The sequence below is a fragment of the Kribbella sp. NPDC050820 genome (assembly GCF_040653975.1).
In the GTDB taxonomy this organism is placed as follows: domain Bacteria; phylum Actinomycetota; class Actinomycetes; order Propionibacteriales; family Kribbellaceae; genus Kribbella.
In genome coordinates this window covers 159,936-184,576 of the sequence record NZ_JBFAHB010000008.1, presented here as the reverse complement: position 1 = coordinate 184,576, position 24,641 = coordinate 159,936, and the positions used below count along the sequence as shown (strand labels likewise).

The following is a 24,641-nucleotide window of genomic DNA, read 5'->3' as shown; positions in this document are numbered from 1 at the left end:
TGGGCGGCCGTCACGGAGTGCGGTCCGCGGTGAGGTCACTTCGGTTCGTCAGGTCTCTGACCTGCGGGTTCTTGTTGCGCGCCCGGCAGGATTCGAACCTGCGACCAACGGATTAGAAGTCCGACGCTCTATCCAGCTGAGCTACGGGCGCGTGGCAGGGAAGAGTCTCTCAGATCCGGGGTGGATCGTGCGCGTGGGTTACCGGTGGGCGGGTCGAACCACAGGCTTGTCGTTCCATCCAGGTAACGCTGCGTGGGTGGTCCTGCCGTGCGGTGGGGTCCCCAACTAGGCTGCGGGCATGAGTTACCCCTCACCAGGCCCAGCCGGCGCGCCGCCACCCGCGGCGGGGTCGGCGTACTCGCCCGGCGGACCGTACCCGCAGCCGAACGTGCTCGGCAGCCACCCCGTCCCGGGGCAGCGGCGGAACCAGGGCATCCTGATCGGCATCGTGGTCGCGGTCGTCTTCGCGATCGCGGGCCTGGTGATCTTCGGCATCGTGGCCAAGTCGACCGGCGCGGGCGGCTTCACCTGGGGGCTGGTGTTCGCGTTCGTCCCCGTCATCCCGGTGATCGCGCTGTACCTCTGGCTGGACCGTTACGAACCGGAGCCGACCAAGTACGTTCTGTTCGCACTCTGCTGGGGTGCCTTCATCGCCACCCTGGTCGCAATCTTCATCAACACCGAGGTCTCGCACTGGATGGAGGAGACCGGCAGCGGCGGCAACCGCTCGGCCGTCTTCGTCGCGCCACCGGTCGAGGAGTTCGCCAAGGGGTCGGTCATCCTGCTGCTGGCGCTGGTACGGCGCAAGGAGTTCGACGGCATCATCGACGGCCTGGTCTACGCCGGCATGGTCGGCGTCGGGTTCGCCTTCACCGAGAACATCCTCTACTACGGCCGCATCTTCAGTCAGCTCTCCGAGGAGGGCGGCAGCGACGCGGGCCTGCGCGGGGTGTTCGTGCTGTTCTTCTTCCGCGGGTTCCTCTCGCCGTTCGCGCATCCACTCTTCACCTCGTTCACCGCGATCGGCATCGGCATCGCCGTACGCCATCGCAGTACCTGGGTCCGGTTCCTGGCGCCGCTCGTCGGCTACCTGGCCGCCGTACTGGCGCACGCGTTGTGGAACGCCTTCGCGAGTTGGGCGCAGGGCGCCGGCTTCTTCATGGCCTACCTGTTCCTGATGGTCCCGATCTTCATCGGCATGGTCGTCTTCGCCCTGGTGATGCGGTCCCGGGAGGGGAAGATGATCGCCTCCCGGCTCTACGACTACGTCCGGTTCGGCTGGCTGGTCGCCCAGGACGTGCCGCTGATCGCGACGCTGCGCGGGCGCAAGGCGCTGCGGCAGAACGCGAAGCGGTACGGCGCCGAGGCCGAAGCCGCCGCGAAGGCGTTCCAGCGCAACGCCACCGACCTGGCGTACCTGCGGGACAAGATCGTCCGCCAGGTGATCGGCCCGGACGCGCTGGACACCGAGAAACGGCTGCTGAACGAGCTCCGGGCCCGGCGTCCGAGCGTGCCGTTCCCGCCGATGCCGGCCTTCGCCCAGGCCACCCCGCAGTTCCAGGGCCCGGTACCGGGCGGTCCGCCGGGTCCGCCGTACCCGGGACCGGGGGCGCCGGGAGGTCCGCCACCGGGTGGTTACCCGCCTGCTCAGGCGGGGTATCCCTCGGGTCAAGCCGGTTACCCAGCGGGCCAGCCCGGTTACCCACCGGGACCCCCTGGTCAGCAAGGACCGCCGGGAGGATACGGTCCGTATCCACCATCGCAGTGACTGCCACCCGTCCACGCCGCCACACGGGGATGACGATGACTTTGCTTCTGCGCTGTCCGACCGGGCACTCTGTGCTCGTGGGCGGACGCCGTGGCTGACATCAGGTCAGCAGCTGGTGAGGGTTCGGAGCCGCGGGTTCCGGACCGGGATCAGCCTGCCCAGGAGCTGGCGAACCTGATCGCCCAATCAGATGCCAAAGGCAAAGGCTTCTGGCGCCGCCGCCGCCGCAAATCCACCACCACGGAACCCGCCGCCCCCGCCGAGGCCCCTGGTACGGCGAAGCCGACCACCGAGCACCCTGACGCGCCGAACGACGCCGCCGCGCCGTCTGCAGCAGCGGAGCCGACCGCCGACGCGGACAATCCGGAGGCCGCGGCTCCCGAACTGTCTGCAGCAGCCGCGGAGGCCGCGGAGGCTTCCGGGTCGACCGCCGAGACAGACGCGCCCACCGACGAAGAGGCCCCTGCCAAGGAAGCAACCAGCGAGGCCCGTGCCGCCGACAGCCAGGCGGCTGACGGCCAGGCCGCTCAGGACGGTGCCGCGCAGACTTTCCCGGAGCCGGCGCAGACTGAACCGGGGCAACCCGCACCCAGGCAGGCTGAGTCTGCACAAGCTGCAGCTGGGGGAGCTGGGTCTGTACAAGCTGCGCCCGCGGGAGCTGGGTCTGCGCAAGCTGCACGTGCGGGGGCTGAGACGCAGGCCGAGCGTCCGGTTGTAGGCGTCGTCTACGAGCCTGACGAGTCGCCGGACGGCTTTCCCCTCGAGTACGCCAACATCATCGTCGGCCTCCCCAAGAAGTCCACGGACGCCGAGCAGCCCGCTGAGGCGGAAGCCAAGCCCAAGTCGGCAAAGTCCAAGAAGTCAGGCAAGTCCGGCGCCAAGCAAGCCGCAACCCCGGCTGAGCCCACCCCCGACGCCTCCGGCCAGGCTGCCGACGCCGCCCGGGCCGAAGCCCCCGACGGCCAGCACGCACCCGACCCGTCCGCGGCTTCAGAGCGGATGGAGGATTCAGCCGAGCCCCAGGATGCCGAGCATGCCGACGCGTCCGAGCAGCCCGACGCTTCCGAGCAGACGGAGGCTTCCGAACAGTCGGCGGCCTCGGCCGAGCAGCAGGCGTCTGAGCAGCCCGAGGCTTCCGAGCAGGTGGAGGCTGCCGAGCAGGCGGAGGACTCGGTCGAGTCGCAGGACTCCGAGGGTCCCGGCGCCTCGGATGAGCAGGCTGACGGGGCAGCGGTTCCGGCTCAGGGGGGCGAGTCGCCCCAAGCGGAGTCTGAGCAGGCAGATGGCGTTGCCGATGAGCCTACTGCCGAGCAGGCTGAGGGCGCTGGGCCGACTGAGGGTGCTGAGTTGGCTGAGGGTGCTGAGGTTCCCGAGGGCGCTGCTGGGGGCTCCGGCGAGGCAGACGAGCAGTCCGATGCGGCGGAGCAGTCGGAGACAGCTGAGCAGTCGGAGGTCTCCGAGGAGTCCGGCGAGTCCGGCGAAGGATCGACCGCCAGCGCCGGTGAGGAGCCGCAGACATCCGAGCAGGCCGAGGCGTCACACGGCGAGGCGTCAGGCGAGGAGTCGGCCGCTGGCGAGTCCTCCGAGCAGTCTGAGGGGTCGGAGGGCGCGGGTGGGGCTGCCAGGGATGCCGAGGCGGCGTCTGGACAGGCCGGCGAGGCTGACGTGGCCGCGGCCGGGGTGCAGGGGGCGGCTGAGAGCGACGACGCTTCGGGCGTGCAGCCGCAGGCGTCTGGTGAGGCTGGAGCAGACGAGCAGTCGGTGGTCGCTGAGGCTCACGAAGGTGGGTCGGCTGACGAGGTGACGACCGAGGAATCCGGCGAGTCTTCCGCGAATGGGGCGTCTGGCGGGGATGAGCAGTCCGGGGATGGCGCGGCGCAGAAGGCTGGCGAGGAGGCTGCAGCTGCGGACGCAGGCGAGCAGTCGGTTGGTGAGGGTTCCGGGGATGCCTCCGGAGAACCTGCAGGCGAGGCCTCCCGGGAGTCGGCTGGCGAGGGTTCCGGGGAGGCTGGCGAGGGGGCTGGGGAAGGGGCCGCGGGTGGGGAGGTTGAGGAGCCTGCGGAGGAGTTGAGTGCGGAGCAGTTGGCGGAGCGGGTGGCTGCTGAGCAGGCGGCTATGGCTTTGATTACTGCGTTGATGCGGCTGCGGGGGGCTTTGGGGAGTAGCCAATTGCCGCTGGATGTGGTGGGGGCTGATGAGGCTCGCCAGCAGCAGAAGGCGATGTTGGATCAGCTGGATGACTACATCTTGCCGCGGTTGGTGCAGCTCGAGGCTCCGGTGCTTGCGGTGGTTGGTGGGTCTACTGGCGCGGGGAAGTCGACGCTGGTCAACACGATCATCGGGAAGGTGGTCAGCGAGCCGGGGGTACTGCGGCCGACTACTCGGTCGCCTGTTCTGATTCACCACCCGGCTGACGCGGACTGGTTCGTTGGGGACCGGGTGTTGCCGGGGATGGCGCGGTCCAGTGGGGACAAGCCGGGTGGGATGGAGGATCCGGGGCAGCTGCGATTGGTTGCCGCTGACACCGTTCCGCGCGGGCTCGCGATCCTGGATGCGCCGGACATCGACTCCGTTGTCGAGGCGAACCGGGACCTGGCGACTCAGCTGCTCGCGGCGGCCGACCTCTGGTTGTTCGTGACCACGGCGGCCCGGTACGCGGACGCCGTACCGTGGGAGTTCCTGCAGAGTGCGTCGGACCGGAGTACGGCGGTCGCGGTCGTGCTGGACCGGGCGCCGGAAGACACCATCGACGACATCACCGGGCACCTCGCCCAGATGCTGCTCGAGCGCGGGCTCGGCGACTCGCCGCTGTTCTCGATCAAGGAGACGGTTGTCGACGGCAACGGCATGCTGCCGGCCGAGACGGTTGCCTGGATCAAGGACTGGCTGATCGACCTGGCCGCCGACCAGGAGGCGCGGTCGGCTGTCGTCCGCCGTACCCTGCACGGCGCCGTTACCGCGATGGTGAAGAAGACCCCGCCGTTCGCGGCCGCGGTCCGGGCGCAGGCTGAGACCGCGATCGAGCTGCGATCGACGGCGGAAACGGCGTACGACCGGGCGGTCAAGGACATCGCGAAGGCGACGCAGGACGGCACGCTGCTGCGCGGCGAGGTGCTGGCCCGTTGGCAGGAGTTCGTCGGGACTGGCGAGCTGCTGAAGGGCCTGCAGACCAACGTCGGTCGGATGCGCGACAAGATGAAGAACGCGGTCGTCGGCAAGCCGCCACCGACCCGCGACCTGAACGATGCGGTCGAGTCCGGCCTGGAGTCGTTGCTGCGCGAGCACGCCGAGGCAGCCGCCGAGCGGGCCGAGGAGTCGTGGCAGTCCACCGCGCCGGGCCGTCAGTTGCTGGCAGCCGGAGACCGCGACCTCGGCCGGATGTCAAAGGACTTCCCGGGAGCGGCTGGTCGCGCGGTCCGTGAGTGGCAGGGCTTCGTGCTTGATCTGGTCCGCAAGGAGGGCGCTGACAAGCGCTCGACCGCCCGCATCCTCGCGTACGGCGTGAACGGCCTCGGCCTCTCGCTGATGATCGTGATCTTCGCCAGTACGGCGGGCATCACCGGAGCCGAGGTGGGTGTCGGCGCCGGAACCGCCGTGGTCGGGCAGAAGTTGCTGGAGGCCGTTTTCGGCGATCAGGCCGTTCGGACCCTGGTCGCTAAGGCCCGGGAGGATCTTGACGGTAGGGTTCATGCCTTGATGGATGCCGAATTCGCCCGCTATCTGGCTGTCCTCGACCAGCATCCGGTCGATCCCGAAGCAGCCAGGCAACTGACGGAGGCCGCGCGCGCGGTGGAGGACTGCACGTGACGGGAATTGTGGATACGGTCAAGGGCCTGGTGAGGGGCTCTACCGATGTCCTGACGAAGATCGAGGCACTGGAGCAGGCCGCGGAGGCCGGCCAGGGCCGGCTGGACCCGGTGGTGCTCACCGAGGCCACGCAGATCGTGGACCGGGCCGGGCAGCGGCTGCGGATGTCCGGCGAGCTGACCGTGGTCGCGCTGGCCGGTGCGACCGGCTCCGGCAAGTCGTCGCTGTTCAACGCGATGACCGGACTCGACCTGGCCGCGATCGGCACCCGCCGGCCGACCAGCTCGATGCCGCTCGCCTGTGTCTGGGGTGAGGAGCCGGCCGGCGAGATCCTGAACTGGCTGGGGATCCCGCGCCGCCATCAGGTGCAGCATCGCAGCTCCCTGGAGGACGCGAGGTCGGAAGACCTGGACGGTCTGGTCCTGCTGGACATCCCCGACCACGACTCGACCGAGGTCGAGCACCGCCTGATCGTCGACCGGCTCGTGGAGCTGGTCGACATGCTCGTGTGGGTGGTGGATCCGCAGAAGTACGCCGATGCCGCGCTGCACAACCGGTACATCAAGCCGTTCGCATCGCACTCCGGGGTGATGGCGTTCGCGCTGAACCACATCGACAAGCTCACCCCGGACCAGCGCAAGAGCTGCCTGAACGACCTGGATCGCCTGCTCAAGTCGGACGGACTCAAGTCGCCGAACGTCGTTGCGACGTCCGCGGTGAACGGTGACGGTCTGGAAGAGCTGCGCACGCTGCTGGTCAAGCGGGTCAACAACAAGCGGTCCGCACGTGAGCGGCTCGCCGCAGACGTCGACCGTGTCGCGGACCGGATGGCGAGCCAGTGCGGCAACGCGAAGACTCCGGAGATCGCCAAGGCCGACATCACCGAGCTCGTCGACGCGCTGTCCGACGCGAGCGGCGTGCCGGTGGTCGTCGACGCCGTACGGCGTTCCTACCTGCAGCGGGCTCGTGGCGCGACGGGATGGCCGGTCACCAAGTGGCTTGGGCGATTCCGGCCGGATCCGTTGCGGAGGCTGCACCTGGATCAGGTGCCGAGGCAACAAGGCAAGGCGCTGCGCAGGTCCGCCTCCCACGAGGTGGCGATCGCGCGCTCCTCGTTGCCTGCGGCAACACCCGTGCAGCGCGCGCGGATGGACACCGCTGTCCGCACGATCACCAACAAGGCGGCCGAAGGACTGTCCCGTCCGTGGGCCGACTCCGTCCGCACGGCGGTCCGTCGCCGCGAGGAGTCGCTCGGCGACGAGCTCGACCAGGCGGTTGCTCGCACCGACCTCGGGACGAGCAACAACCCCGGTTGGTGGAGTGCGGTGCGGTTCATCCAGTGGCTGCTGTTCCTGGTGGCGCTCGGTGGTGGGCTGTGGCTCGCCGCGCTGGCCGTGTTCGGCTTCCTGCAGTTGGAGGACCCGCCGCTGCCGAAGTGGAACGGCATCCCGTACGCCACGATCATGCTGATCGGCGGCGCGGTCCTGGGTGTCGCTGTCTCGTTCGCGTGCCGCCTCTTCGCCACCAGCGGAGCCGCCCGTCGGGGCCGCCTGGTCGCCAAGGCGCTCCGGACCGAACTCGAGAAGGTTGCCGACAGCCACATCGTGGCGCCGGCCCGGGCCGAGCTCGACGCCTACACGACCTGCCGCGACAACCTGGCGACCGCCCGCCGCTAGTCCTTCACAGCTGTCCCACGGGGTAGTCACCGTGGGACGGCTGGGGCCGCCCGCGGTCGGGCGGCGGCCGACAGCCTCTCGGGTGCGTGCCGTCAGACCTCGGCGCCGGGGGAGTACTGCGCCATGGAGAGTTTGGCGGCTTCTGCCAGGTCCTCTTCCTTGGTCGTGCCGGAGGCGCGGACGGAGTCGATCCAGGCGCGGACGCAGTGCTCGTTGTACTTGATGACCTCGGGGGAGTTGGCCATCTCCATCGGGTCGGTGTCCTCGGGAAGCTCGCCGTTGACGTAGAGGGCGAGGCCGAGGACGGCGCCGTCCCAGCCGGGGCCGACCCAGAGCGCGCCGGAACCGCCGGGGGCCGGGGGTTCGCTCATCGAGTGCTCGAGCTCGAGCTCGGTCGAGGCGCCGGAACCTGGCGCCAAGCGCAGCTCGAGCAGGCTGGTCGGCCCGCCGAACGTGACCTTGAACCGCTTCGGCGGCTCGCACTCCAGGATCTCGCCGCCGGCGTTCCCCTCCAGCTGGAAGGAGCCGCCGACCTTGAGGTCGCCGGTGACCGGCAGGAACCAGCGCCGCATCCGCTCCGGATCCGTCAGCGCGTCCCAGAGCTCGTCGGGGTCGGCTTGGTACGACCGGCGCATCACCACCGTGACCGTCTCCCCGGTCCGGCTGACTTCGCGCTGAACCGCGTTGATGTGCTCGAGGATGTCGATCACGGTCTTGTCCCTCTCGTCTCAGGCTGCTGTGCAGCCCAGACTGCCGCTCATCACTTATATAAGTCAAGGCTGAGATAGTCATGCGGCCTCGGACTCCCTGGTGGTCGGGGTGAGGGGCAGCGGGGTGACGGAGTACTCCTCGGCCGGGTACGGCGAGGCGGAGGCGTCGGCGGCGCCCGACGAGGCGCTCCCGTAGTCTCCGGACGAGGCTGGGGAGCCGGAGGCGGATGTGTCCGACGAGTTGGTTGCGCCGGCGCTACGGGGTGGGGTCTTGGTGAAGGTTGTCGTGCCGCGGTTGAGGTCGTGGCCGAGGGAGAAGGCTTCAAGGATGACGCGGCTGCGGGTTTCGCCGGTGTCGTCGGTCCACTCGTGTGTTCGCAGGCGGCCGGTGACCAGGACCGGTTGGCCGACATGCACCGATTCGAAGGCGTTCTGGGCGAGGATGCGCCAGCACTCGACGGTGTACCACGTCGTCGGTTTGGCGACGTAGATCCCGAGGTTGCGGTCGAATGTCCGGGGTGTCGAACCGAGCCGGAACGTCGCCCGGGCGGTCTGCCCGCCGAGCTCCTTGAAATCCAGGTCGCTGCCGACCCAGCCCTGCACCGTCACATAGGTCTCGCCGAGGCTCATGATGGCCACCTTCCGATCGGTTGCGGATGCGCTGTCACCGGAGAAGATGCAGGGGTCGCGGCGGGTTCCGCAGTACCGATCGCCGATCTGTGGACAACCGAGGGCTGGTTGGGAACACCCTGGCCCGAGCACATAGGCTCTGGGGTATGGCGGAATTCATCTACACGCTTCGCAACGTCCGGAAGGCGCACGGCGACAAGGTCGTTCTCGACAACGTCACGCTGAACTTCCTCACCGGCGCGAAGATCGGCGTGGTCGGGCCGAACGGCACCGGTAAGTCCTCGCTGTTCAAGATCATGGCGGGGCTCGACCAGCCCTCCAACGGTGAGGCGCGGCTGGCCGACGACGCGACGGTCGGGATCCTGCTGCAGGAACCGCCGCTGACCGAGGGCAAGACGGTCCTCGAGAACGTCGAGGAAGGCGTCGGCGACACCAAGCAGAAGCTGGACCGCTTCAACGAGATCTCCGCCGAGCTGGCCGACCCGGACGCGGACTACGACTCGCTGCTCGCCGAGATGGGCGACCTGCAGACCGAGCTAGACCACCGCAACGCGTGGGACATCGACGCCCAGTTGGAGCAGGCGATGGACGCGCTGCGCTGCCCGCCGGCCGATGTGCTCGTGGACAACCTATCCGGTGGTGAGCGCCGCCGGGTCGCGCTGTGCAAGCTGCTGCTGCAGCAGCCCGACCTGCTGCTGCTCGACGAGCCCACCAACCACCTGGACGCCGAGTCCGTGCTGTGGCTGGAGCAGCACCTGCAGAAGTACCCGGGCGCCGTCATGGCGATCACCCACGACCGGTACTTCCTGGACAACGTGGCCGAGTGGATCCTGGAGCTCGACCGGGGCCGGACCTACGGCTACGAGGGCAACTACTCGAAGTACCTGGAGACCAAGAAGCAGCGGCTCGTGGTCGAGGGGCAGAAGGACGCCAAGCGGCAGAAGATCCTGGAGCGCGAGCTCGAGTGGGTCCGGTCGAACGCGAAGGCCCGGCAGACCAAGAGCAAGTCCCGGCTGGCTCGGTACGAGGAGCTCGCGGCCGAGGCCGAGCGGGCCAAGAAGCTGGACATCGACGAGATCAACATTCCCGCCGGTCCGCGCCTGGGCAGCACCGTGCTCGAGGTGAGCAAGCTGGAGAAGGGCTTCGGCGACCGCAAGCTGATCGACGGCCTGTCGTTCTCGCTGCCACGCGCGGGCATCGTCGGCATCGTCGGTCCGAACGGTGTCGGCAAGTCGACGCTGTTCCGGATGATCGTCGGCCAGGAGCAGCCGGACGCCGGCTCGCTGAAGCTGGGTGAGACGGTCAAGATCTCGTACGTCGACCAGTCGCGCGGCGGCCTGGACCCGAAGAAGACGGTCTGGCAGCAGGTGTCCGACGAGCTCGACTTCATCAAGGTCGCGAACTTCGAGATGCCGAGCCGGGCGTACGTCGCCTCGTTCGGCTTCAAGGGCCCGGACCAGCAGAAGCCGACCGGGGTGCTGTCCGGCGGTGAGCGGAACCGGCTGAACCTCGCGCTGACGCTGAAGATGGGCGGCAACCTGCTGCTCCTCGACGAGCCGACCAACGACCTGGACGTGGAGACGCTCCAGTCGCTGGAGGACGCGCTGCTGGAATTCCCGGGCTGTGCGGTGGTCGTGTCCCACGACCGGTGGTTCCTGGACCGGGTGGCGACCCACATCCTCGCCTGGGAGGGCACCGAGCAGGACCCGGCGCAGTGGTTCTGGTTCGAGGGGAACTTCGCGTCGTACGAGGCGAACAAGGTCGAGCGGCTGGGGCCGGAGGCGGCACGGCCGCACCGCGTCACCTACCGGAAGCTGACTCGGGACTAGTCGAAACAAGACACCCTCAGCGCCCACCTCGCCACGTGCGAGGTGGGCGCTGCTGTTTCCAGTGACCTGATAGTTAGCCCTTGCGCTAAGTGTCAGAGCGAGCTAATACTTAGCCTTGTGGCTCAGTATTCGGTTGAGGTTGACGGAGTGTTCGTGGCGTTGGCTGATTCGACTCGACGGGGCGTCGTCCGGCGGTTGGGGCGGGGGCCGGCCAGTGTGGGCGAGTTGGCGAGTGAGTTCCCGATGACGCTGCCGTCGTTCATGAAGCATGTGCGGACGCTGGAGAGCAACGGGCTGATTCGGACGGTCAAGGTCGGGCGCGTGCGCACCTGTGTGCTGAACCGGGAGCGGCTCGCGCTGGTCGACGACTGGCTGGCTGAGCAGCGGCAGATCTGGGAGGACCGGACCGATCGGCTGGAGCGGTTCGTCACTGATTCGATGGAGGAGCAGGCATGAATCCGGAGCTCGACCTGACCCTGGAGCGCGTCATCCGCGCGCCTCGCGCCGTGGTCTGGAAGGCGTGGACGGATCCGGACCGGTTCGCGCAGTGGTGGGTGCCGGCGCCTGCCGTCTGCCGGGTGGAGCGGCTGGATGTCCGTCCCGGCGGCGCCATGGTGACGCGGCTGAGTGACGACGGCGAGCGGTTCGGCCCGCATCTCGACGCGACGTTCCTCGTCGTCGACGACCTGGAGCGGCTGGTCTTCACGAACGCGATCGACAGCAGTTGGCGCCCGGCGAAGCCCGAGCCGATCGCGATGACGGCCGAGATCAACCTGGCCGACCATCCGGACGGCACCGACTACCGCGTCGTCGTACGGCATGCCGACCCCGCGTCCCGCGCCCTGCACGAGCAGCTCGGCTTCGCGGACGGCTGGGGCACGGTCACCAAGCAGCTCGCCGAGCTTGCGGAGAGGACTGAACGATGAAGCTCCTGCTCACCGAGTTCGTCTCCCTCGACGGCGTCAGCCAGGGCCCCGGCTCGCCGACCGAGGACACCAGCGACGGCTTTACCAAGGGCGGCTGGCTCGTGCCGTACATCGACGAACAGTTCGTACGGCGGACGTCCGACTGGCTCGACCTGGCCGACGGCATCCTGCTCGGACGCCGCACCTACGAAGCGTTCGCCCGGGACTGGCCGGAGATCACCGACCCCGACGACCCGTACACCGCCCGGATGAACTCCCTGCCGAAGTACGTCGCCACCAACACGCTCACCGAGGGCAGCTGGAACCCGACGACCGTGCTCCGCGGCGACGCCGTCCAAACCGTCGGAGAGCTCAAGTCCCAGCCAGGACGTGAGCTCCAGATCCACGGCAGCGCCCGCCTCGGCAACGCCCTCCTGACCGCCGGCCTGGTCGACACCCTCAGGCTCGTCGTCGCCCCGACCGTGGTCGGATCAGGCCGACGACTGCTCGAGCACCCGAGTGAAGCCCTCGGCCTCCGGCTGGTCGAGCAGGAGGTGACGCCGAACGGCCTCGTCGTCCTCGAGTACGAGACCGTCGACGCCGCACGGGTCGCCGAGTACGAAGGCGTCACGGCCTTCGTGTAGCCAGGTGGTCAGCCAGGACCTCGGACACCACCCGAGGGCTCTCCGGCGAGTCGTACGTGATGAGCGCCTTCCAGAGCGCCCAGGCGCGGGCACGTGCCCACGTGCCCGCGTCCTGCCGTACGGCGTCCCGGAAGACCTCCCGGGATGCGCCGGAGAAGAACGTGTAGGCGATCACCAGGTCGCACGCCGGATCGCCGACGCCTGAGGTCCCGAAATCGATCACCGCGGACAAGCGGCCGTCCTGCACCAGCAGGTTGCCGCTCGCGATGTCGCCGTGGAACCACACCGGCGGCCGGACCCACGCCGTACCCAATGCCGTCTCCCAGACCTCCTGGGCGAGGTCGGTGTCGATCTGACCCTTAAGTACAGCGAGGGCTTCCATCGTCTCGTCGTGGTAATAATCCGGCGGCGCACCCCTGTAGAAGCTGTGCGCCCCTGCCGCAGGTCCACCGGTCGCGTCGCAACCCTGCAGCGCGAGGATGAACTCGGCGATCGAGCGGGCGAAGTCGGACAAGTCCGTGACGGTGTCGTACGACGAGGTCCGGCCGTCGATCCAGCGGCGGATCGCCCAGTGGTGCGGGTACCCGTGCCCCGGCTCGCCCTTGGCGACCGCCTCCGGGATCGGCACGGGCAACGACGGCGCCAGGATCGGCAGCCACTCGTGCTCCTTGTGTACGGCGGCGGCGTACGCCTCATGCGTTGGCAGCCGGGCCGTGAGGTCGGAGCCGAGCCGGTACGTCCGGTTGTCCCAGCCGTCGATCTTGACCGGAGTGACCGGCAGGTCGGCCCAGTGCGGGAACTGGTCGGTGAGCAGGCGTCGTACCAGGGCGGCGTCAATGCCGGCCCGGCCGTCTTGGTGAAAGTCCGTCACGCCACGAGAGTCTTCCCGGCCAGGCGCGACGGGCTCAAAGCATTTAGCTCTCCGCTACACCGTCCGCGCCGATGGAGTCCGCGAGAAAGGCAGAGATCACGCGCAGTTCGGCCTCGCTGCGGGTCGCGAGCACGGACTGAATGTGCTGGCCCTGCTCGGTGTACAGCGGGACCAGCTTCGCCTGGATCGCTTCCACCGACGGCGTGACCACGACCTTGCGGCGATCGCCCGGATCCGGCCGGCGGGTGACGAAACCGTGCGACTCCAGCCGGTCGATGACGCCGGTGACCGTGCCGGAGGTGAGGCCGGTGTGCTCGGCGAGTTGTCGCGGCGTCAACGGACCGTAGGTCTGCAGCAGGGTCATGAACTGCGAGTCGCTGGCACCCAGGCCGACCTTCGCGGAGACCGCGTGGTTGAACAGCACGACGTCCGCGATGAACCGGACCAGCCGCTGCTGGATCTCGGCGGCGAGCTCTTCTCGGGAACTGGTCATGGTTCGCCTCAGCATAGGGCTTGAATTTCTCTCGGATCTCCAAGATACTCGAATTACCGAGATACTTGAAGAACCGAGATAAGAGGGTCAGAGATGAAGGTACTGGTGATCGGAGGCGGGACCGGCGGGCTGGCGCTGGCGCACGGGTTGAAGCGCGCCGGGATCGAGGTGACGGTGTTCGAGCGCGACGCGTTGCGGACCGACGGCCTGCACGGCTACCGGGTCGGCATCGACCCGGACGGCAGCCGGGCCCTGCATGCGCTGCTGCCGAGCGAGCTCTACGACACGTTCGTGGCGACCAGGGCCCGCGACCCGAAGTACTTCAACATGCTCACCGAGGACCTCAAGGAGGTCCTGTCGTTCGACCTGCCGCCGGTAACCGACCCTGTGGCGAGTGAGAAGTCGATCAGCCGGATGACGCTCCGGCAGATCCTGCTGACCGGGCTGGAGGATGTGGTCGAGTTCGGCAAGGAGTTCACCCACTTCGAGCAGGGCGCCGACCGCGTCACCGCGTACTTCGCCGACGGTACGCACGCCACCGGTGATCTCCTGGTGGCCGCCGACGGCGCTCATTCCCGGGTACGGCGCCAGTACCTCCCGCAGGCGAAGACCGAGGAGACCGGGATCGTCGCGATCGCCGGCAAGCTCCCGATCACCGACGAGAGCGCGGGCCTGGTGCCGCCGAAGGTGTTCGAGGGGATCACGATGGTGAACGCCCCGCGTGGCCTGGCGTGCATCCTGCACGTGATGGAGTTCCAGTGGGACCGCGACGGGAACGTGAAGCACGGGATCGGCGGCAACACCGAGGAACTGATCCGGCGCTGGCCCGGCCTCCAGTTCGACAACACCCGTGACTACATCAACTGGGGTCTGTCGGCGACCGCGGACAAGCTGCCGGCCGACATCATGGACCTGCGTGGCGACGAGCTGATCGAGGTCGCCAAGCGGCTGACCGGTAACTGGCACCCGGATCTGCAGAAGCTGATCGGGCTGACCGATCCCGGCACGTGCTTCCCGGTCAACATCTGGACCTCGGTGCCGCTTGAGCCCTGGCAGACGACCAATGTGACGCTGCTCGGTGACGCGATCCACACGATGACGCCAGGTCGTGGCGTGGGTGCAAACACCGCGCTACGGGACGCGGTCAACCTTTGCCGGCAGCTGATCGCCGTACGGGATGGTCATCAGCAGCTGATCGCGGCGGTGCGTGACTACGAAGCGAAGATGATCGACTACGGGTTCGACGCGGTGATCAAGTCGCGGGCGCAGATGACGGCGGACGATCCGGTGCACAAGCCGGTCGTCGGGCGGCTGGCCCTGGCAGGCATGCGTACGGCGATGCGCGCGGTCAACCACCTGCCACCGGTCAAGCGGCGCATGCGTGACTCCATGCTCGCCTACCGCGGTGCGGACCGGGACGAGCTGACGTTGGACATCACGCCCGCCCGGATCACAAGTTAGCGCTGGCCGATGTGCTCCGAGACCGAGTCGAACACCCGGCCGATGGCGGCGAAGTCCTCGGAGGAGGCAAGGTCGACAAGGTTGTCGCGGACGCCCTCGACATGAGTCGGCGCGGCCTGCTCGAGCAGGTCCAGGCCTGCGTCGGTCAGCTCGGCCCAGACGCCCCGCTTGTCACTGGTGCACGATGTGCGACGGACCAGTTCGGCGGCCTCGAGGCGGCCCACGGTGTGGGTCAGCCGGGAGCGGCTCTGGTGCAGCCGGTCGGCCAGATCGGCCATCCGGAGCCGGCGGTCGGGCGCTTCGGACAGCCGGACCAGGATCTCGTAGTCGTTGATACCGATACCGAACTGCCGCAGGTCGTCGTCCAGCTTGGCCATCAGGCGCGCGGTGCCCAGCAGGTACGCGCGCCACGCCACCTGCTGCTCGGCGTTGAGCCACCGGGTCTCAGTCGTCATCGTCACGGGAACAGTGTACCGGGAATGTAGTTGACTTTTAAACCGTTGATGCCTACTGTCGTAGTCAACAGGTTGAAATTTGAACTTCCCAGCGACTGCGTCGCCCCCGACCAGTACGTCCCCACGTAAGACCCGAGAGGAACCCATGAGCGAGACCGTCACCACCGGCGCAACCCCGACCAGCACCATCCCCGGCCTGGTCGCCGGTACCTACGCGATCGACGCAGCCCACAGCGAGATCGGCTTCACCGTCCGGCACCTGATGACCAAGGTCCGCGGCACCTTCCAGGAGTACACCGGCGAGATCAACGTCAAGGACACCCTGGAGGAGTCGACCACCAACGTCAGCGTCGAGCTGGCTTCGGTGCACACCCGTAGCGAGCAGCGCGACGGCCACCTGCGGTCCGGTGACTTCTTCGACGCCGAGAACAGCCCGAAGATGACCTTCGTCAGCACCGCCCTGAAGCCGGAGGGTGACGACTACATCCTGGCCGGCGAGCTGACCATCAAGAACGTGACCAAGCCGATCGAGCTCGCCGTCGAGTTCCTCGGTGTGGACCAGAACGCCTACGGCCAGACCATCATCGGCTTCGAGGCCTCCGCCCAGATCAGCCGCAAGGAGTGGGGCATCGACTTCAACGTGCCGCTCGAGGGTGGCAAGCTGCTGATCGGTGACAAGGTGGACATCCACCTCGACGTCCAGGCTGCGCTCCAGGCCTGACCTCACGCATCAAGGCCCCGCACCTGACCGGTGCGGGGCCTTTGCTATGCCTGGACCATCCGGTGGGCCAGGTCGGCGTACAGCTTGCCCAGCGCCTCCGGGTCACCCCGGTGTGGCGTGTACCACCGGGCCACGTCGATCGACAGCGACAGTACGGCGAGCGTCGTACCGGGCAGGTCGTCGACCGCGAACGACCCGTCGGCGACGCCGGCGTGCAGGACCTCCTCGATCTGGGCGGAGATCGCGCGCCGGATGGCGGCCACCTCGGCCAAGTGGTCGGGTGTCAGGGCTGCCAGCTCGAACTGGACGACTCGCGCGATGGTGTGGTGCTGCGCGTGCCAGGCCGTGAAGGCGGACACGAGAGAGCGCAGCCGATCGACGGGCGTCGTGTCGGTGTCGGCAGAGCGCAGTACGTCGAGAGCCGCTTGGTGGCCGTAGCGGCTGATCTCGAAGAGCAGCCGCTCCTTGGACGGGTAGTGCACGTAAAGCGCGGCCGGGCTCATCCCCGCCCGGGATGCGATGTCGCGGGTCGTGGTGGCCTGGAAGCCCCGCTCGGCGAACGCGTCGATGGCGCCGGTCAGCAGCCGGCGCGCGGCGGCCGGCTGGACATGCTCCCAGACGAGTGGGCTGGTGACTGCGGACACGTTGACACCCTGCCTCAAGTTCGCGAAGCTAAGCAAGCGCTTAGCCATTTGTCTCAAATCCACGGGAGGCCCCATGGAACGCGTCATCTTCACCGAGGACCACCACGCCTTCCGGGCCAGCGCGAAGGAGTACTGCGACCGCTCCCTGGTGCCGCGGATGGAGCAGTTCCTCGAGGAGAAGACGATCGACCGGTCGGCCTGGCTGGAGGCCGGCAAGCAGGGCTTCCTCGGTCTCGACGTCCCCGAGGAGTACGGCGGTTCGAGTGTCGGCGACTACCGCTTCAACGCGGTGTTCGCCGAGGAGGTGTCCAAGGTCTCCGCGTCGCTGTCGAGCTGCTTCGGCATCCACTACGACTGCGCGGCGCCGTACCTGGTGGATCTGGGCACCGAGGAGCAGAAGCAGCGCTGGCTGCCGAAGTTCTGCGCCGGTGAGTCGATCGCCGCGATCGGCATGACCGAGCCGTCCGGCGGCTCCGACCTGGCTGCGCTGAAGACGACCGCGAAGCGGGTGGACGGCGGCTGGGTGGTGAACGGGTCGAAGACCTTCATCACCAACGGCGACATGGCCGACCTGGTGATCACCGCGGCCCGGACCGACCCGGCCAAGGGCGCGAAGGGCATCAGCCTGTTCGTGATCGAGGAGGGCATGGACGGGTTCGCCCGCGGCCGGAAGCTGGACAAGGTCGGGCAGACCGAGTCCGGGACCTCGGAGCTGTTCTTCGAGGACGTGTTCGTGCCGGACGCCAACGTGCTCGGCGAGGTGGACCGCGGCTTCATCCACATGATGGAGCGGCTGGCCCAGGAGCGGGTCGGCGCCGCGGTGTCGAACATCGCGCAGGCCGCCCAGATCCTGGACGAGACGATCGAGTACGTGAAGCAGCGCAAGGCGTTCGGCCAGTCGGTCGGCTCGTTCCAGTACAACAAGTTCCTGGTCGCCGAGCTGGTCACCAAGGCCGAGGTCACCCAGGCCTACGTCGACAACGCGATCGTCGCGCACGACGAGGACCGGCTGTCGGCCGTGGACGCGGCGAAGGTGAAGTGGTGGAGCGCCCAGGTGCAGAACGAGATCCTGGACGCGTGCGTCCAGCTGCACGGCGGCTACGGCTACATGAACGAGTACCGGGTGGCACGCGCCTGGCGGGACGCCCGGGTCACCAAGATCTGGGCCGGCTCCAACGAGATCATGAAGGAACTCATCGGCCGCGACCTCGGCCTGTAGGAAGGACCTGGCAATGCCTGAAGCAGTCATCGTGTCCACCGCGCGTTCGCCGATCGGCCGCGCGTACAAGGGGTCGCTGACCAGCATCCGGCCGGACGACCTCGCCGTACAGATGATCAAGGCGGCGGTCGACAAGGCCGGGCTGACCGGGGACCAGATCGAGGACCTGGCGGTCGGTTGTGCGGAGCCGCACGACGAGCACGGCGGCAACATGGCCCGCCGGATCGCGGTGCAGCTCGGCTGGGACAACACGCCGGCCACGACCGTCAACCGGTTCTGCGCGTCGTCGACGCAGACCGCGCGGATGGCCTTCCACGCGATCAAGTCCGGTGAGGGCGACATCTTCGTCAGCGCCGGGGTCGAGTGCGTGTCGCGGTACAAGAACTTCGGCTCGGCCGGGGTCGGTGACCCGAGCTCGTTCAACGAGGCCTTCGCCGAGGCCGTGCAGCGGACCGAGAAGTACGCCGAGACGAACGACACCTGGCACGACCCGCGCGAGGACGGGCTGCTGCCGGACATCTACATCGCGATGGGCCAGACCGCCGAGAACGTCGCGACGCTCAAGGGCATCACCCGGGCCGACCAAGACGCGTTCGGGGTTCGCTCGCAGAACCTGGCCGAGAAGGCGATCGGCAACGGCTTCTTCGAGCGCGAGATCGTGCCGGTGACGCTGCCGGACGGCACCGTGGTCAGCCAGGACGATGGCCCGCGGCCGGGCACGACCCTCGAAGGCGTCAGCGGACTCAAACCGGTCTTCCGCCCGGACGGCACGGTGACCGCCGGCAACTGCTGCCCGCTGAACGACGGCGCCGCCGCGGTCGTGATCATGAGCGACACCAAGGCCCGCGAGCTCGGCCTGACCCCGCTGGCGCGGATCGTCTCGACCGGCGTCAGCGGCCTGTCGCCGGAGATCATGGGCCTCGGTCCGATTGAGGCGTCGAAGCAGGCGCTGGCCCGGGCCGGGATGAGCATCGGCGACATCGACCTGGTCGAGATCAACGAGGCCTTCGCGGTCCAGGTGATCGGCTCTGCGCGGGAGCTCGGCATCGACGAGGACAAGCTGAACGTGCACGGCGGCGCGATCGCGCTCGGCCACCCGTTCGGGTCGACCGGTGCGCGGATCATGACCACGCTGGTGAACGGGCTGCAGTTCGAGGACAAGCAGTTCGGGCTGGAGACCATGTGCGTCGGTGGCGGCCAGGGCATGGCCGTGATCCTGGAGCGCCTCAGCTGATGTCGTTGCAGGACCGTACGGCGATCATCACCGGAGCATCCCGCGGGATCGGGCTGGCCATCGCGCAGCGCCTGGTGGCCGATGGCGCTCGCGTCGTCATCACCGGCCGTACCCAGGAGACGCTCGACGCTGCCGTCGAGTCCCTGGGTGGCCGGGAGCACGCGATCGCGGTCGCCGGCAAGGCGGCCGATCCCGAGCACCGGGCCACGGTGGTCGCCGCTGCGGTGGCGACGTACGGGTCGGTGGACCTGCTGGTGAACAACACCGGCATCAACCCGATCTACGGCAAGCTGCTCGACGTCGACCAGGCCGTCGCGGCGAAGATGGTCGACACGAACGTGCTGGCCACGATCGCCTGGGTGAAGGCCTGCCGGGACGCCTGGATGCGCGCCCACGGCGGGTCCGTGGTCAACCTGTCCTCGGTGGCCGGCCTGGCGCCGTCACCGGGGATCGGCTGGTACGGCGCGACCAAGGCGATGCTGTCCCGGGTGACGGCCGAGCTGGCGGTCGAGCTGGCCCCGGAGATCCGGGTCAACGCAGTGGCTCCGGCGGTGGTGAAGACCAAGTTCGCCGGAGCCCTCTACGAAGGCCGTGAGGACAAGGTCGCGTCGACGTACCCGCTGAAGCGGTTGGGCACACCGGAGGACGTTGCCTCGCTGGTGTGGTTCCTGCTGTCGGACGAGGCGTCCTGGATCACCGGCCAGACCATCACGATCGACGGCGGCCTCACCCTCAACGGCGGGATCGTCGGCTAGAACCTACGGCTGACGTCCTTGCCACCCGGCAAGGCGGTCGTACGGCGACGCGTCGTCGGCAACCGGTACGACGGGGCCGAACGGGACATGCCCGCCACGCGTGTCCGCCGGGATGAACTGCTGGACGAGCGGCAGGCAGTGCAGCGCCAGCGTGTCGTCGAGTAGGCCGATGCGGTCCGTCGCCTTGGCCAAGTCCCATGAGTGGGTCGTCAGCTCGCCGGTGTAGGCGGCGATGGCGGCGGCGCCGGGCAGGGTGCCCCACGGGAGCTTGCAGCTCCGCGTCAGAAGAGTGTCGTCCGTGAGGGTGGCGTCTAGTGCGGTGCGGCGTTCCTTCCAGGTCGTCGGGACATCGTCGACGGCGGTGGTGATGTGAGGGATCTCCAGTGGGTCGCCGCCGGTCAGCGCACGGTCGATGCGGGCGACAACGGTGAGCAGATGGCCGAGCAGGGTCCGGACGTCGTACTCCGGGCACGGGGTAGACAGGTCCAGCTCGTCGGGTCCGACGGTGGCGATCATGCGCTGGGTCTGGTCCAGGGCACGGGCGAGCATCGGGCGTGGGTCGTTCACGAGATTGGTCATGGAGACAGCATCGCGGGGGATATAGGACATCTTCTGTCGCATATTCTGAAGCCGTGCGAGCCGACCGGTTGTTGCAGATCATCCTGTTGCTGCAGCGGCATGCGCGTCTGAGTGCGCGAGAGTTGGCTGAGCGGCTGGAGGTCTCGACGCGGACGGTCATGCGTGACATGGAGGCGTTGTCGGCGGCCGGCGTACCTGTGTACACCGAGCGCGGACGGAACGGCGGCTGCGTGCTGCTGCCCGGGTACCGCGCTGACGTGAGCGGTCTGACGCCGCGGGAGGCGCAGGCGTTGTTCGCGTGGTCGGGGCGGGCCGCGTTGTCGGAGGAGCTCGGGCTGCGGGACGCGTTGCAGTCCGCGATGGGCAAGCTGTCGTCGACGTTGCCGCTGGAGTTGCAGGGCGATGCGGAGGCGTTGTCGGGGTCGATCGTGGTGGACCGGCGTCGGTGGTTCGCAGAGGCCGAGGACACCGGGGCTCTGCCGGTGCTACGGCAGGCGGTGGTGACTCGTCGGCGGGTGCGGCTGTTGTATGCGTCCGCGAGTGCGGGGCGGCCTCAGCGCCGTACTGTCGATCCTTGGGGGCTGGTCGAACAGGCTGGGCGTTGGTATCTCGTGGCGGCGCATCGTGGAGGGGCCCGGATGTACCGGGTGTCGCGCGTGCAGGAGGTCGACGTACTGGAGGAGGTCGCTGACCGGCCGGCGGAGCTGGACGTGCAGGCGGAGTGGGAGCGGCTGCGATCCGGCTTGGAGCAGAACATGCCGGTCGGGGTCGAGGTGGTCGTGCGGGTGCGGCCCGAGGCGGTCGATCAGGTACGGCGGATCGCCTCACCGATGCTCGTGAAGGGGGAGCAGGCGCGAGACGTGCCGTCGGACGACGGCTGGCCGCGTCTGGCAATGCACTTCCGAGTGCGAGAGGCGGCGTGTGGAGTGCTGCTCGGGTTCGCCGACAACGTCGAGGTGCTGGAGCCGCCGGAGATTCGCGCGCGGATGCTCGAGCTCGCCACGGCGGCGGTGCGGACCTACGGCTGAGCCGGCCGGGTGGCGACGAAGCGCTGCCGGACGATGATGTTGCCGTCGGCATCCTCGTCCTCGTTGCGCCAGTGGAAGCCGGTCTCGGTGATGCCGGTGAAGATCCAGCGAGTCTTGGTGGCCAGGGGTTCGCGGGACTCGAGCCGGATCGAGTCGGCCTCCGCGCGGGCGATGAACGTCATCACGAACGCGGCCTTCGGACCCATCCAGGTCGAGCGGAACGCGTCCAGCTCGGGATCGTGGATGCGGATCGACAGGCCCCACTCGCCGTCGCCGTCGGTGGCCCGGGCGGCCCGGCTCGGCGTGATCCAGATGTCGGCGACCGCGCGCCCGTCGAGGACCCAGGCGAAGTGCCACTCACCCTTGGTCTGGCGAGTGAGGTTGCCGTCGTCGTCGTACCAGCTGACGTCGAGGTCCCAGCTCCCGATCAGCGGGGCAAAGGGCTCAAAAGCCTTCTCGTACTCGTCTCGTGGCCCGTCGGACACCATCAGCCCGGCGAAGACCTCGGCCGCTGTCGCACCATCTGTCACGCGCATAGTGGCTATTTACCCCTGACGCCCGACAGTCAGTCAAGGGGCTGCGGACCGCCCGCCGCCGGTGACCACGTCGTGTCCCAGCACGATGGCACTTCCGGCGGTCGGGGCGATCAGTCCGACAGCACCGAGCCACTCTAGTGCCAGTCGGCTACACGGCAGAATCACAGCGAGCGCGCAGCTGTTGCGATCGCGTTGCTGTTCGCCTCAGGTGGTTAATCCGTGGCGGGTGACCGGTGTGCTGGTTAGGGTCCGGGCATGGCGAACCCCGTGAGGATCAGGCCGGCTGTCGGCGACGACGCCGACGGTGTGACGGCGGTACGGCGCGCGGTCTACGAGTACAAGGTGATGTCGCCGGCCGCGACCCGGCACCTGATCACCGTGTCCGCGCCGGCGGAACGCTTCCTCGCCCTGGTCGCGGAGATCGACGGCGAGCTGGTCGCCTGGGGATCGGCCGCGTTGAACATCTGGACCAGCGAACCGGGCCAGAGCCACACCTCGATCTTCGTGCACCCGAAGCACCGCAACAACGGCATCGGAAGTGCCTTGGCCGAGCGACTGCACCAGCACCTCGGCGAGGTCGGCGCCGTCCGGACGCGAGCCTTCGTGCATCCCGACGGCCTCGAGTTCGCGCGGAACCGCGGGTACGACGGGACGCGCCAGATGCACTACTCCCGCGTCGATCCGCGCGTGCTGCCCGAGCAGCCGCCGACGCCGGACGGCATCGAGCTGGTGTCGATGGACCAGCTGGACCCGCGGCGGGCGTACGTCGCCGACTCGGTCGCCACGCTGGACGAGCCGAGTGACTCGCCCCTGGACTCGATCGACTACGACCGGTGGCTCGAGGAGATCTGGAACGGTCCGGCTCTGGACAAGGCGCTCAGTGTCGCGGCGGTTGCCGGTGACGAGGTGGCCTGCTTCACCGCGGTCGAGACCGACAGTGATCGCGCCTGGTCGGGCATGACCGGGACCATCCCGCCGTACCGGGGTCGGGGGTTGGCCAAGCTGGTGAAGTCGGTCGCGCTGCGTCGCTGCGCGGCGGCCGGGATCACCGCTGCGTACACGTCGAACGACGACGAGAACGGCCCGATGCTTGCCGTCAACAACTGGCTCGGCTACCGCCGGATCCAAACGGAAATGGGACTCCTGCGTCCACTTGTCGGTTAGGCCGCGCCTGCTGGCCCCGCGCCTACGGCGCGGGACCAGCAGATACGACCAGGTGATCAACGCGTTAAGAATCCGCGATGAGACAGAGCTGTAACGGCTTTCCGGATTCGGTGCGTGCCGGGATCGGGTTATCTTCCGGGGAACTTCGCCGAAGGAGTTCGCATGGAGATCAGGCCTGCCGAACCGGGGGATGTCGAAGGCGCGATCGCGTTACATGACGCGCATGCGCCGTACCTGGTGGTCACTGCGTCGGCGCTGCGGCGCGGACTCTCCGCTGCTCCCGTGCCGGGCCGGGGCACCTTCGCCGCGGTGGAGGCCGGCGAGGTGGTCGGCTGGGCGTCGACCGGGCTGATCGCGGGATCGGACCCGCTGGACGGCGAGTTGCGCATCCTGGTCCGGCCGGACCACCGCGGCCGGGGGATCGGGACGAAGTTGCTGACGGCAACGCACGAGGAGCTGCGCTCGGCCGGGGCGAGGAGCGCCCGGGTGTTCGCCGAGCCGTCGACCGCCGAGTGGGCGGCCCGCTGGGGCTACCGGCAGACGCGGCAGGTGCACTACGCCGGGATCGACCCGCGGAAGGCGCCCGACCTCCCCGGCGTGCCGTCCGGGGTGGAGTTGGTGCCGCTGAACGAAGTCGACCCGCGCAGCCTCTACGAGGCGGACGTGGTCGCGCAGCGCACGAAGCCGGGCGACGCGAAGATCACCTCCCGGCCGTACGACGACTGGCTCGACGGAGTGTGGACGTCGCCGGCTGTGGTGCTCGACCTGAGTATGGCGGCGGTGTACGACGGCCGGGTGATCGCATTCACCCTGGGCATCGGCGACCACACCAAGATCTGGTCGCGGATGACCGCGACGATGCCCGAGTTCCGCGGCCGCGGCATGGCCAAGCTGGTCAAGTGCGCCGCCCTGCGCCGCGCCGCCGACGCGGGCGTGCAGGCCGCCTACACCGCCAACTACGACGGCAACACCCCAATGCTCGCGGTCAACGAGTGGCTCGGCTACTACCGCGTCGCCACCCACGCCGTCCTGATCTGCCCCCTCTAAGGCACCAGCAGTACGACGGTCTCCGCGACGCAGGCGGGCTTCGTCGAGTTCTCCAGCTCGATGACCCAGTTCAGCGAGACCTGGATCCCGGCCGGGGTCTCGGACGTGTTCGAGATCGACGCGCTCGCCCGGACGCGGGAACCGACCGGGACCGGGGCCGGGAACCGGACCTTGTTCACGCCGTAGTTGAGCTTCGCGGTGACGCCGCTCACCGAGAACAGCTCGTCGCCGAACCGCGCGATCAGGCTGAGTGTCAGGTAGCCGTGCGCGATCGTCCCGCCGTACGGGCCCTTCTTGGCGCGCTCGACGTCGACGTGGATCCACTGGTGGTCACCGGTCGCCTCGGCGAACTGGTTCACCTGCTCCTGAGTGATCTCCAGCCACTCGGTCTCGCCCAGCTGGGTGCCGACCGCGTGCACGACGTCGTCGATGCCGGTGAAGGACTGTGCCATCTGTTCGCCTCAG

Annotated in this window: 24 protein-coding genes and 1 tRNA gene; 15 read left to right on the top strand and 10 right to left on the bottom strand. The window is 68.6% G+C overall.

Going from position 1 to position 24,641, the window contains the following annotated elements:
- Positions 1–77 precede the first annotated feature (77 nt).
- Positions 78–151: transfer RNA gene (locus tag AB0H36_RS10690), tRNA-Arg, on the bottom strand.
- 147 nt (positions 152–298) lie between these two features.
- Here AB0H36_RS10690 and AB0H36_RS10685 point away from each other — a divergent pair.
- The 3 genes from AB0H36_RS10685 to AB0H36_RS10675 all read left to right on the top strand — a co-directional run bounded on the left by AB0H36_RS10685 (position 299) and on the right by AB0H36_RS10675 (position 7,251).
- A complete protein-coding gene (locus AB0H36_RS10685) occupies positions 299–1,768 on the top strand; it encodes a PrsW family intramembrane metalloprotease (RefSeq protein WP_360519825.1) in 1,470 nt (489 codons plus the stop codon).
- A gap of 90 nt (positions 1,769–1,858) precedes the next feature.
- On the top strand, positions 1,859–5,575 hold the full coding sequence (locus AB0H36_RS10680; RefSeq protein ID WP_360519823.1) for an AAA family ATPase: 3,717 nt from the start codon (positions 1,859–1,861) through the stop codon (positions 5,573–5,575).
- Positions 5,576–5,604: 29 nt separating this feature from the next.
- Positions 5,605–7,251, top strand: a complete 1,647-nt coding sequence (locus AB0H36_RS10675; RefSeq protein ID WP_360519821.1) for an ABC transporter — start codon at positions 5,605–5,607, stop codon at positions 7,249–7,251.
- Positions 7,252–7,343: 92 nt separating this feature from the next.
- Here AB0H36_RS10675 and AB0H36_RS10670 read toward each other — a convergent pair whose 3' ends face one another.
- Together AB0H36_RS10670 and AB0H36_RS10665 are read right to left on the bottom strand one after the other, a co-directional pair.
- Complete coding sequence (locus AB0H36_RS10670; RefSeq protein WP_360519819.1) at positions 7,344–7,961, bottom strand: SRPBCC family protein; 618 nt, start codon at positions 7,959–7,961, stop codon at positions 7,344–7,346.
- A gap of 78 nt (positions 7,962–8,039) precedes the next feature.
- Complete coding sequence (locus tag AB0H36_RS10665) at positions 8,040–8,591, bottom strand: single-stranded DNA-binding protein (RefSeq protein WP_360519817.1); 552 nt, start codon at positions 8,589–8,591, stop codon at positions 8,040–8,042.
- Positions 8,592–8,737: 146 nt separating this feature from the next.
- On the opposite strand from AB0H36_RS10665, the gene ettA reads away from it, so the two are divergent.
- The 4 genes from ettA to AB0H36_RS10645 all read left to right on the top strand — a co-directional run bounded on the left by ettA (position 8,738) and on the right by AB0H36_RS10645 (position 11,969).
- Positions 8,738–10,420 (top strand): energy-dependent translational throttle protein EttA, encoded by a 1,683-nt coding sequence (ettA, locus tag AB0H36_RS10660; protein WP_360519816.1) that lies wholly within the window; start codon positions 8,738–8,740, stop codon positions 10,418–10,420.
- A gap of 153 nt (positions 10,421–10,573) precedes the next feature.
- The gene (locus AB0H36_RS10655; RefSeq protein ID WP_360519814.1) at positions 10,574–10,876 is read left to right on the top strand and encodes a helix-turn-helix domain-containing protein; all 303 of its coding nucleotides are present in this window, start codon (positions 10,574–10,576) and stop codon (positions 10,874–10,876) included.
- Positions 10,873–11,346, top strand: a complete 474-nt coding sequence (locus AB0H36_RS10650) for an SRPBCC domain-containing protein (protein WP_360519812.1) — start codon at positions 10,873–10,875, stop codon at positions 11,344–11,346. Before AB0H36_RS10655 ends, AB0H36_RS10650 begins: the two co-directional genes overlap by 4 nt.
- A complete protein-coding gene (locus AB0H36_RS10645; protein WP_360519810.1) occupies positions 11,343–11,969 on the top strand; it encodes a dihydrofolate reductase family protein in 627 nt (208 codons plus the stop codon). Before AB0H36_RS10650 ends, AB0H36_RS10645 begins: the two co-directional genes overlap by 4 nt.
- Here AB0H36_RS10645 and AB0H36_RS10640 read toward each other — a convergent pair.
- Both AB0H36_RS10640 and AB0H36_RS10635 read right to left on the bottom strand, forming a co-directional pair.
- A complete protein-coding gene (locus AB0H36_RS10640; protein WP_360519808.1) occupies positions 11,953–12,840 on the bottom strand; it encodes an aminoglycoside phosphotransferase family protein in 888 nt (295 codons plus the stop codon). The two genes, AB0H36_RS10645 and AB0H36_RS10640, sit on opposite strands and share 17 nt — an antisense overlap.
- 43 nt (positions 12,841–12,883) lie before the next feature.
- A complete protein-coding gene (locus AB0H36_RS10635; RefSeq protein ID WP_360519806.1) occupies positions 12,884–13,333 on the bottom strand; it encodes a MarR family transcriptional regulator in 450 nt (149 codons plus the stop codon).
- Between the two features lie 93 nt (positions 13,334–13,426).
- On the opposite strand from AB0H36_RS10635, the gene AB0H36_RS10630 reads away from it, so the two are divergent.
- Entirely contained in the window at positions 13,427–14,794 is a 1,368-nt protein-coding gene (locus AB0H36_RS10630) for an NAD(P)/FAD-dependent oxidoreductase (protein WP_360519804.1), read from the top strand.
- On the opposite strand, the gene AB0H36_RS10625 is transcribed toward AB0H36_RS10630, so the two are convergent.
- Positions 14,791–15,249: a MarR family transcriptional regulator gene (locus AB0H36_RS10625; protein WP_360519863.1), complete on the bottom strand. Its 459-nt coding sequence runs from the start codon at positions 15,247–15,249 to the stop codon at positions 14,791–14,793. The two genes, AB0H36_RS10630 and AB0H36_RS10625, sit on opposite strands and share 4 nt — an antisense overlap.
- A gap of 145 nt (positions 15,250–15,394) precedes the next feature.
- Here AB0H36_RS10625 and AB0H36_RS10620 point away from each other — a divergent pair, with 145 nt between their 5' ends.
- On the top strand, positions 15,395–15,970 hold the full coding sequence (locus AB0H36_RS10620; protein ID WP_360519802.1) for a YceI family protein: 576 nt from the start codon (positions 15,395–15,397) through the stop codon (positions 15,968–15,970).
- A 44-nt stretch (positions 15,971–16,014) separates the two neighbouring features.
- Here the strand turns inward: AB0H36_RS10620 and AB0H36_RS10615 are convergent, their stop codons facing one another.
- Positions 16,015–16,614 (bottom strand): TetR/AcrR family transcriptional regulator, encoded by a 600-nt coding sequence (locus AB0H36_RS10615; protein ID WP_360519800.1) that lies wholly within the window; start codon positions 16,612–16,614, stop codon positions 16,015–16,017.
- 73 nt (positions 16,615–16,687) lie between these two features.
- On the opposite strand from AB0H36_RS10615, the gene AB0H36_RS10610 reads away from it, so the two are divergent.
- Genes AB0H36_RS10610 through AB0H36_RS10600 form a run of 3 tightly spaced genes read left to right on the top strand, consistent with a single transcriptional unit; the run spans position 16,688 to position 19,822 of the window.
- On the top strand, positions 16,688–17,833 hold the full coding sequence (locus tag AB0H36_RS10610) for an acyl-CoA dehydrogenase family protein (protein WP_360519798.1): 1,146 nt from the start codon (positions 16,688–16,690) through the stop codon (positions 17,831–17,833).
- A 13-nt stretch (positions 17,834–17,846) separates the two neighbouring features.
- Complete coding sequence (locus tag AB0H36_RS10605; RefSeq protein ID WP_360519796.1) at positions 17,847–19,067, top strand: acetyl-CoA C-acetyltransferase; 1,221 nt, start codon at positions 17,847–17,849, stop codon at positions 19,065–19,067.
- A complete protein-coding gene (locus tag AB0H36_RS10600; RefSeq protein ID WP_360519795.1) occupies positions 19,067–19,822 on the top strand; it encodes an SDR family oxidoreductase in 756 nt (251 codons plus the stop codon). Before AB0H36_RS10605 ends, AB0H36_RS10600 begins: the two co-directional genes overlap by 1 nt.
- 3 nt (positions 19,823–19,825) lie before the next feature.
- Here AB0H36_RS10600 and AB0H36_RS10595 read toward each other — a convergent pair whose 3' ends face one another.
- The gene (locus AB0H36_RS10595) at positions 19,826–20,401 is read right to left on the bottom strand and encodes a TIGR03086 family metal-binding protein (RefSeq protein ID WP_360519793.1); all 576 of its coding nucleotides are present in this window, start codon (positions 20,399–20,401) and stop codon (positions 19,826–19,828) included.
- A gap of 53 nt (positions 20,402–20,454) precedes the next feature.
- Between AB0H36_RS10595 and AB0H36_RS10590 the strand changes: the two genes are divergently transcribed.
- Entirely contained in the window at positions 20,455–21,429 is a 975-nt protein-coding gene (locus tag AB0H36_RS10590) for a WYL domain-containing protein (protein WP_360519791.1), read from the top strand.
- Here AB0H36_RS10590 and AB0H36_RS10585 read toward each other — a convergent pair.
- Positions 21,420–21,959: a hypothetical protein gene (locus AB0H36_RS10585; RefSeq protein ID WP_360519789.1), complete on the bottom strand. Its 540-nt coding sequence runs from the start codon at positions 21,957–21,959 to the stop codon at positions 21,420–21,422. The genes AB0H36_RS10590 and AB0H36_RS10585 overlap by 10 nt on opposite strands.
- Positions 21,960–22,220: 261 nt before the next feature.
- Here AB0H36_RS10585 and AB0H36_RS10580 point away from each other — a divergent pair, with 261 nt between their 5' ends.
- On the top strand, positions 22,221–23,129 hold the full coding sequence (locus tag AB0H36_RS10580) for a GNAT family N-acetyltransferase (RefSeq protein ID WP_360519787.1): 909 nt from the start codon (positions 22,221–22,223) through the stop codon (positions 23,127–23,129).
- A gap of 162 nt (positions 23,130–23,291) precedes the next feature.
- The gene (locus AB0H36_RS10575; protein ID WP_360519785.1) at positions 23,292–24,176 is read left to right on the top strand and encodes a GNAT family N-acetyltransferase; all 885 of its coding nucleotides are present in this window, start codon (positions 23,292–23,294) and stop codon (positions 24,174–24,176) included.
- Here the strand turns inward: AB0H36_RS10575 and AB0H36_RS10570 are convergent.
- Positions 24,173–24,628: a MaoC family dehydratase gene (locus AB0H36_RS10570; protein ID WP_360519783.1), complete on the bottom strand. Its 456-nt coding sequence runs from the start codon at positions 24,626–24,628 to the stop codon at positions 24,173–24,175. The two genes, AB0H36_RS10575 and AB0H36_RS10570, sit on opposite strands and share 4 nt — an antisense overlap.
- Positions 24,629–24,641: the final 13 nt, after the last annotated feature.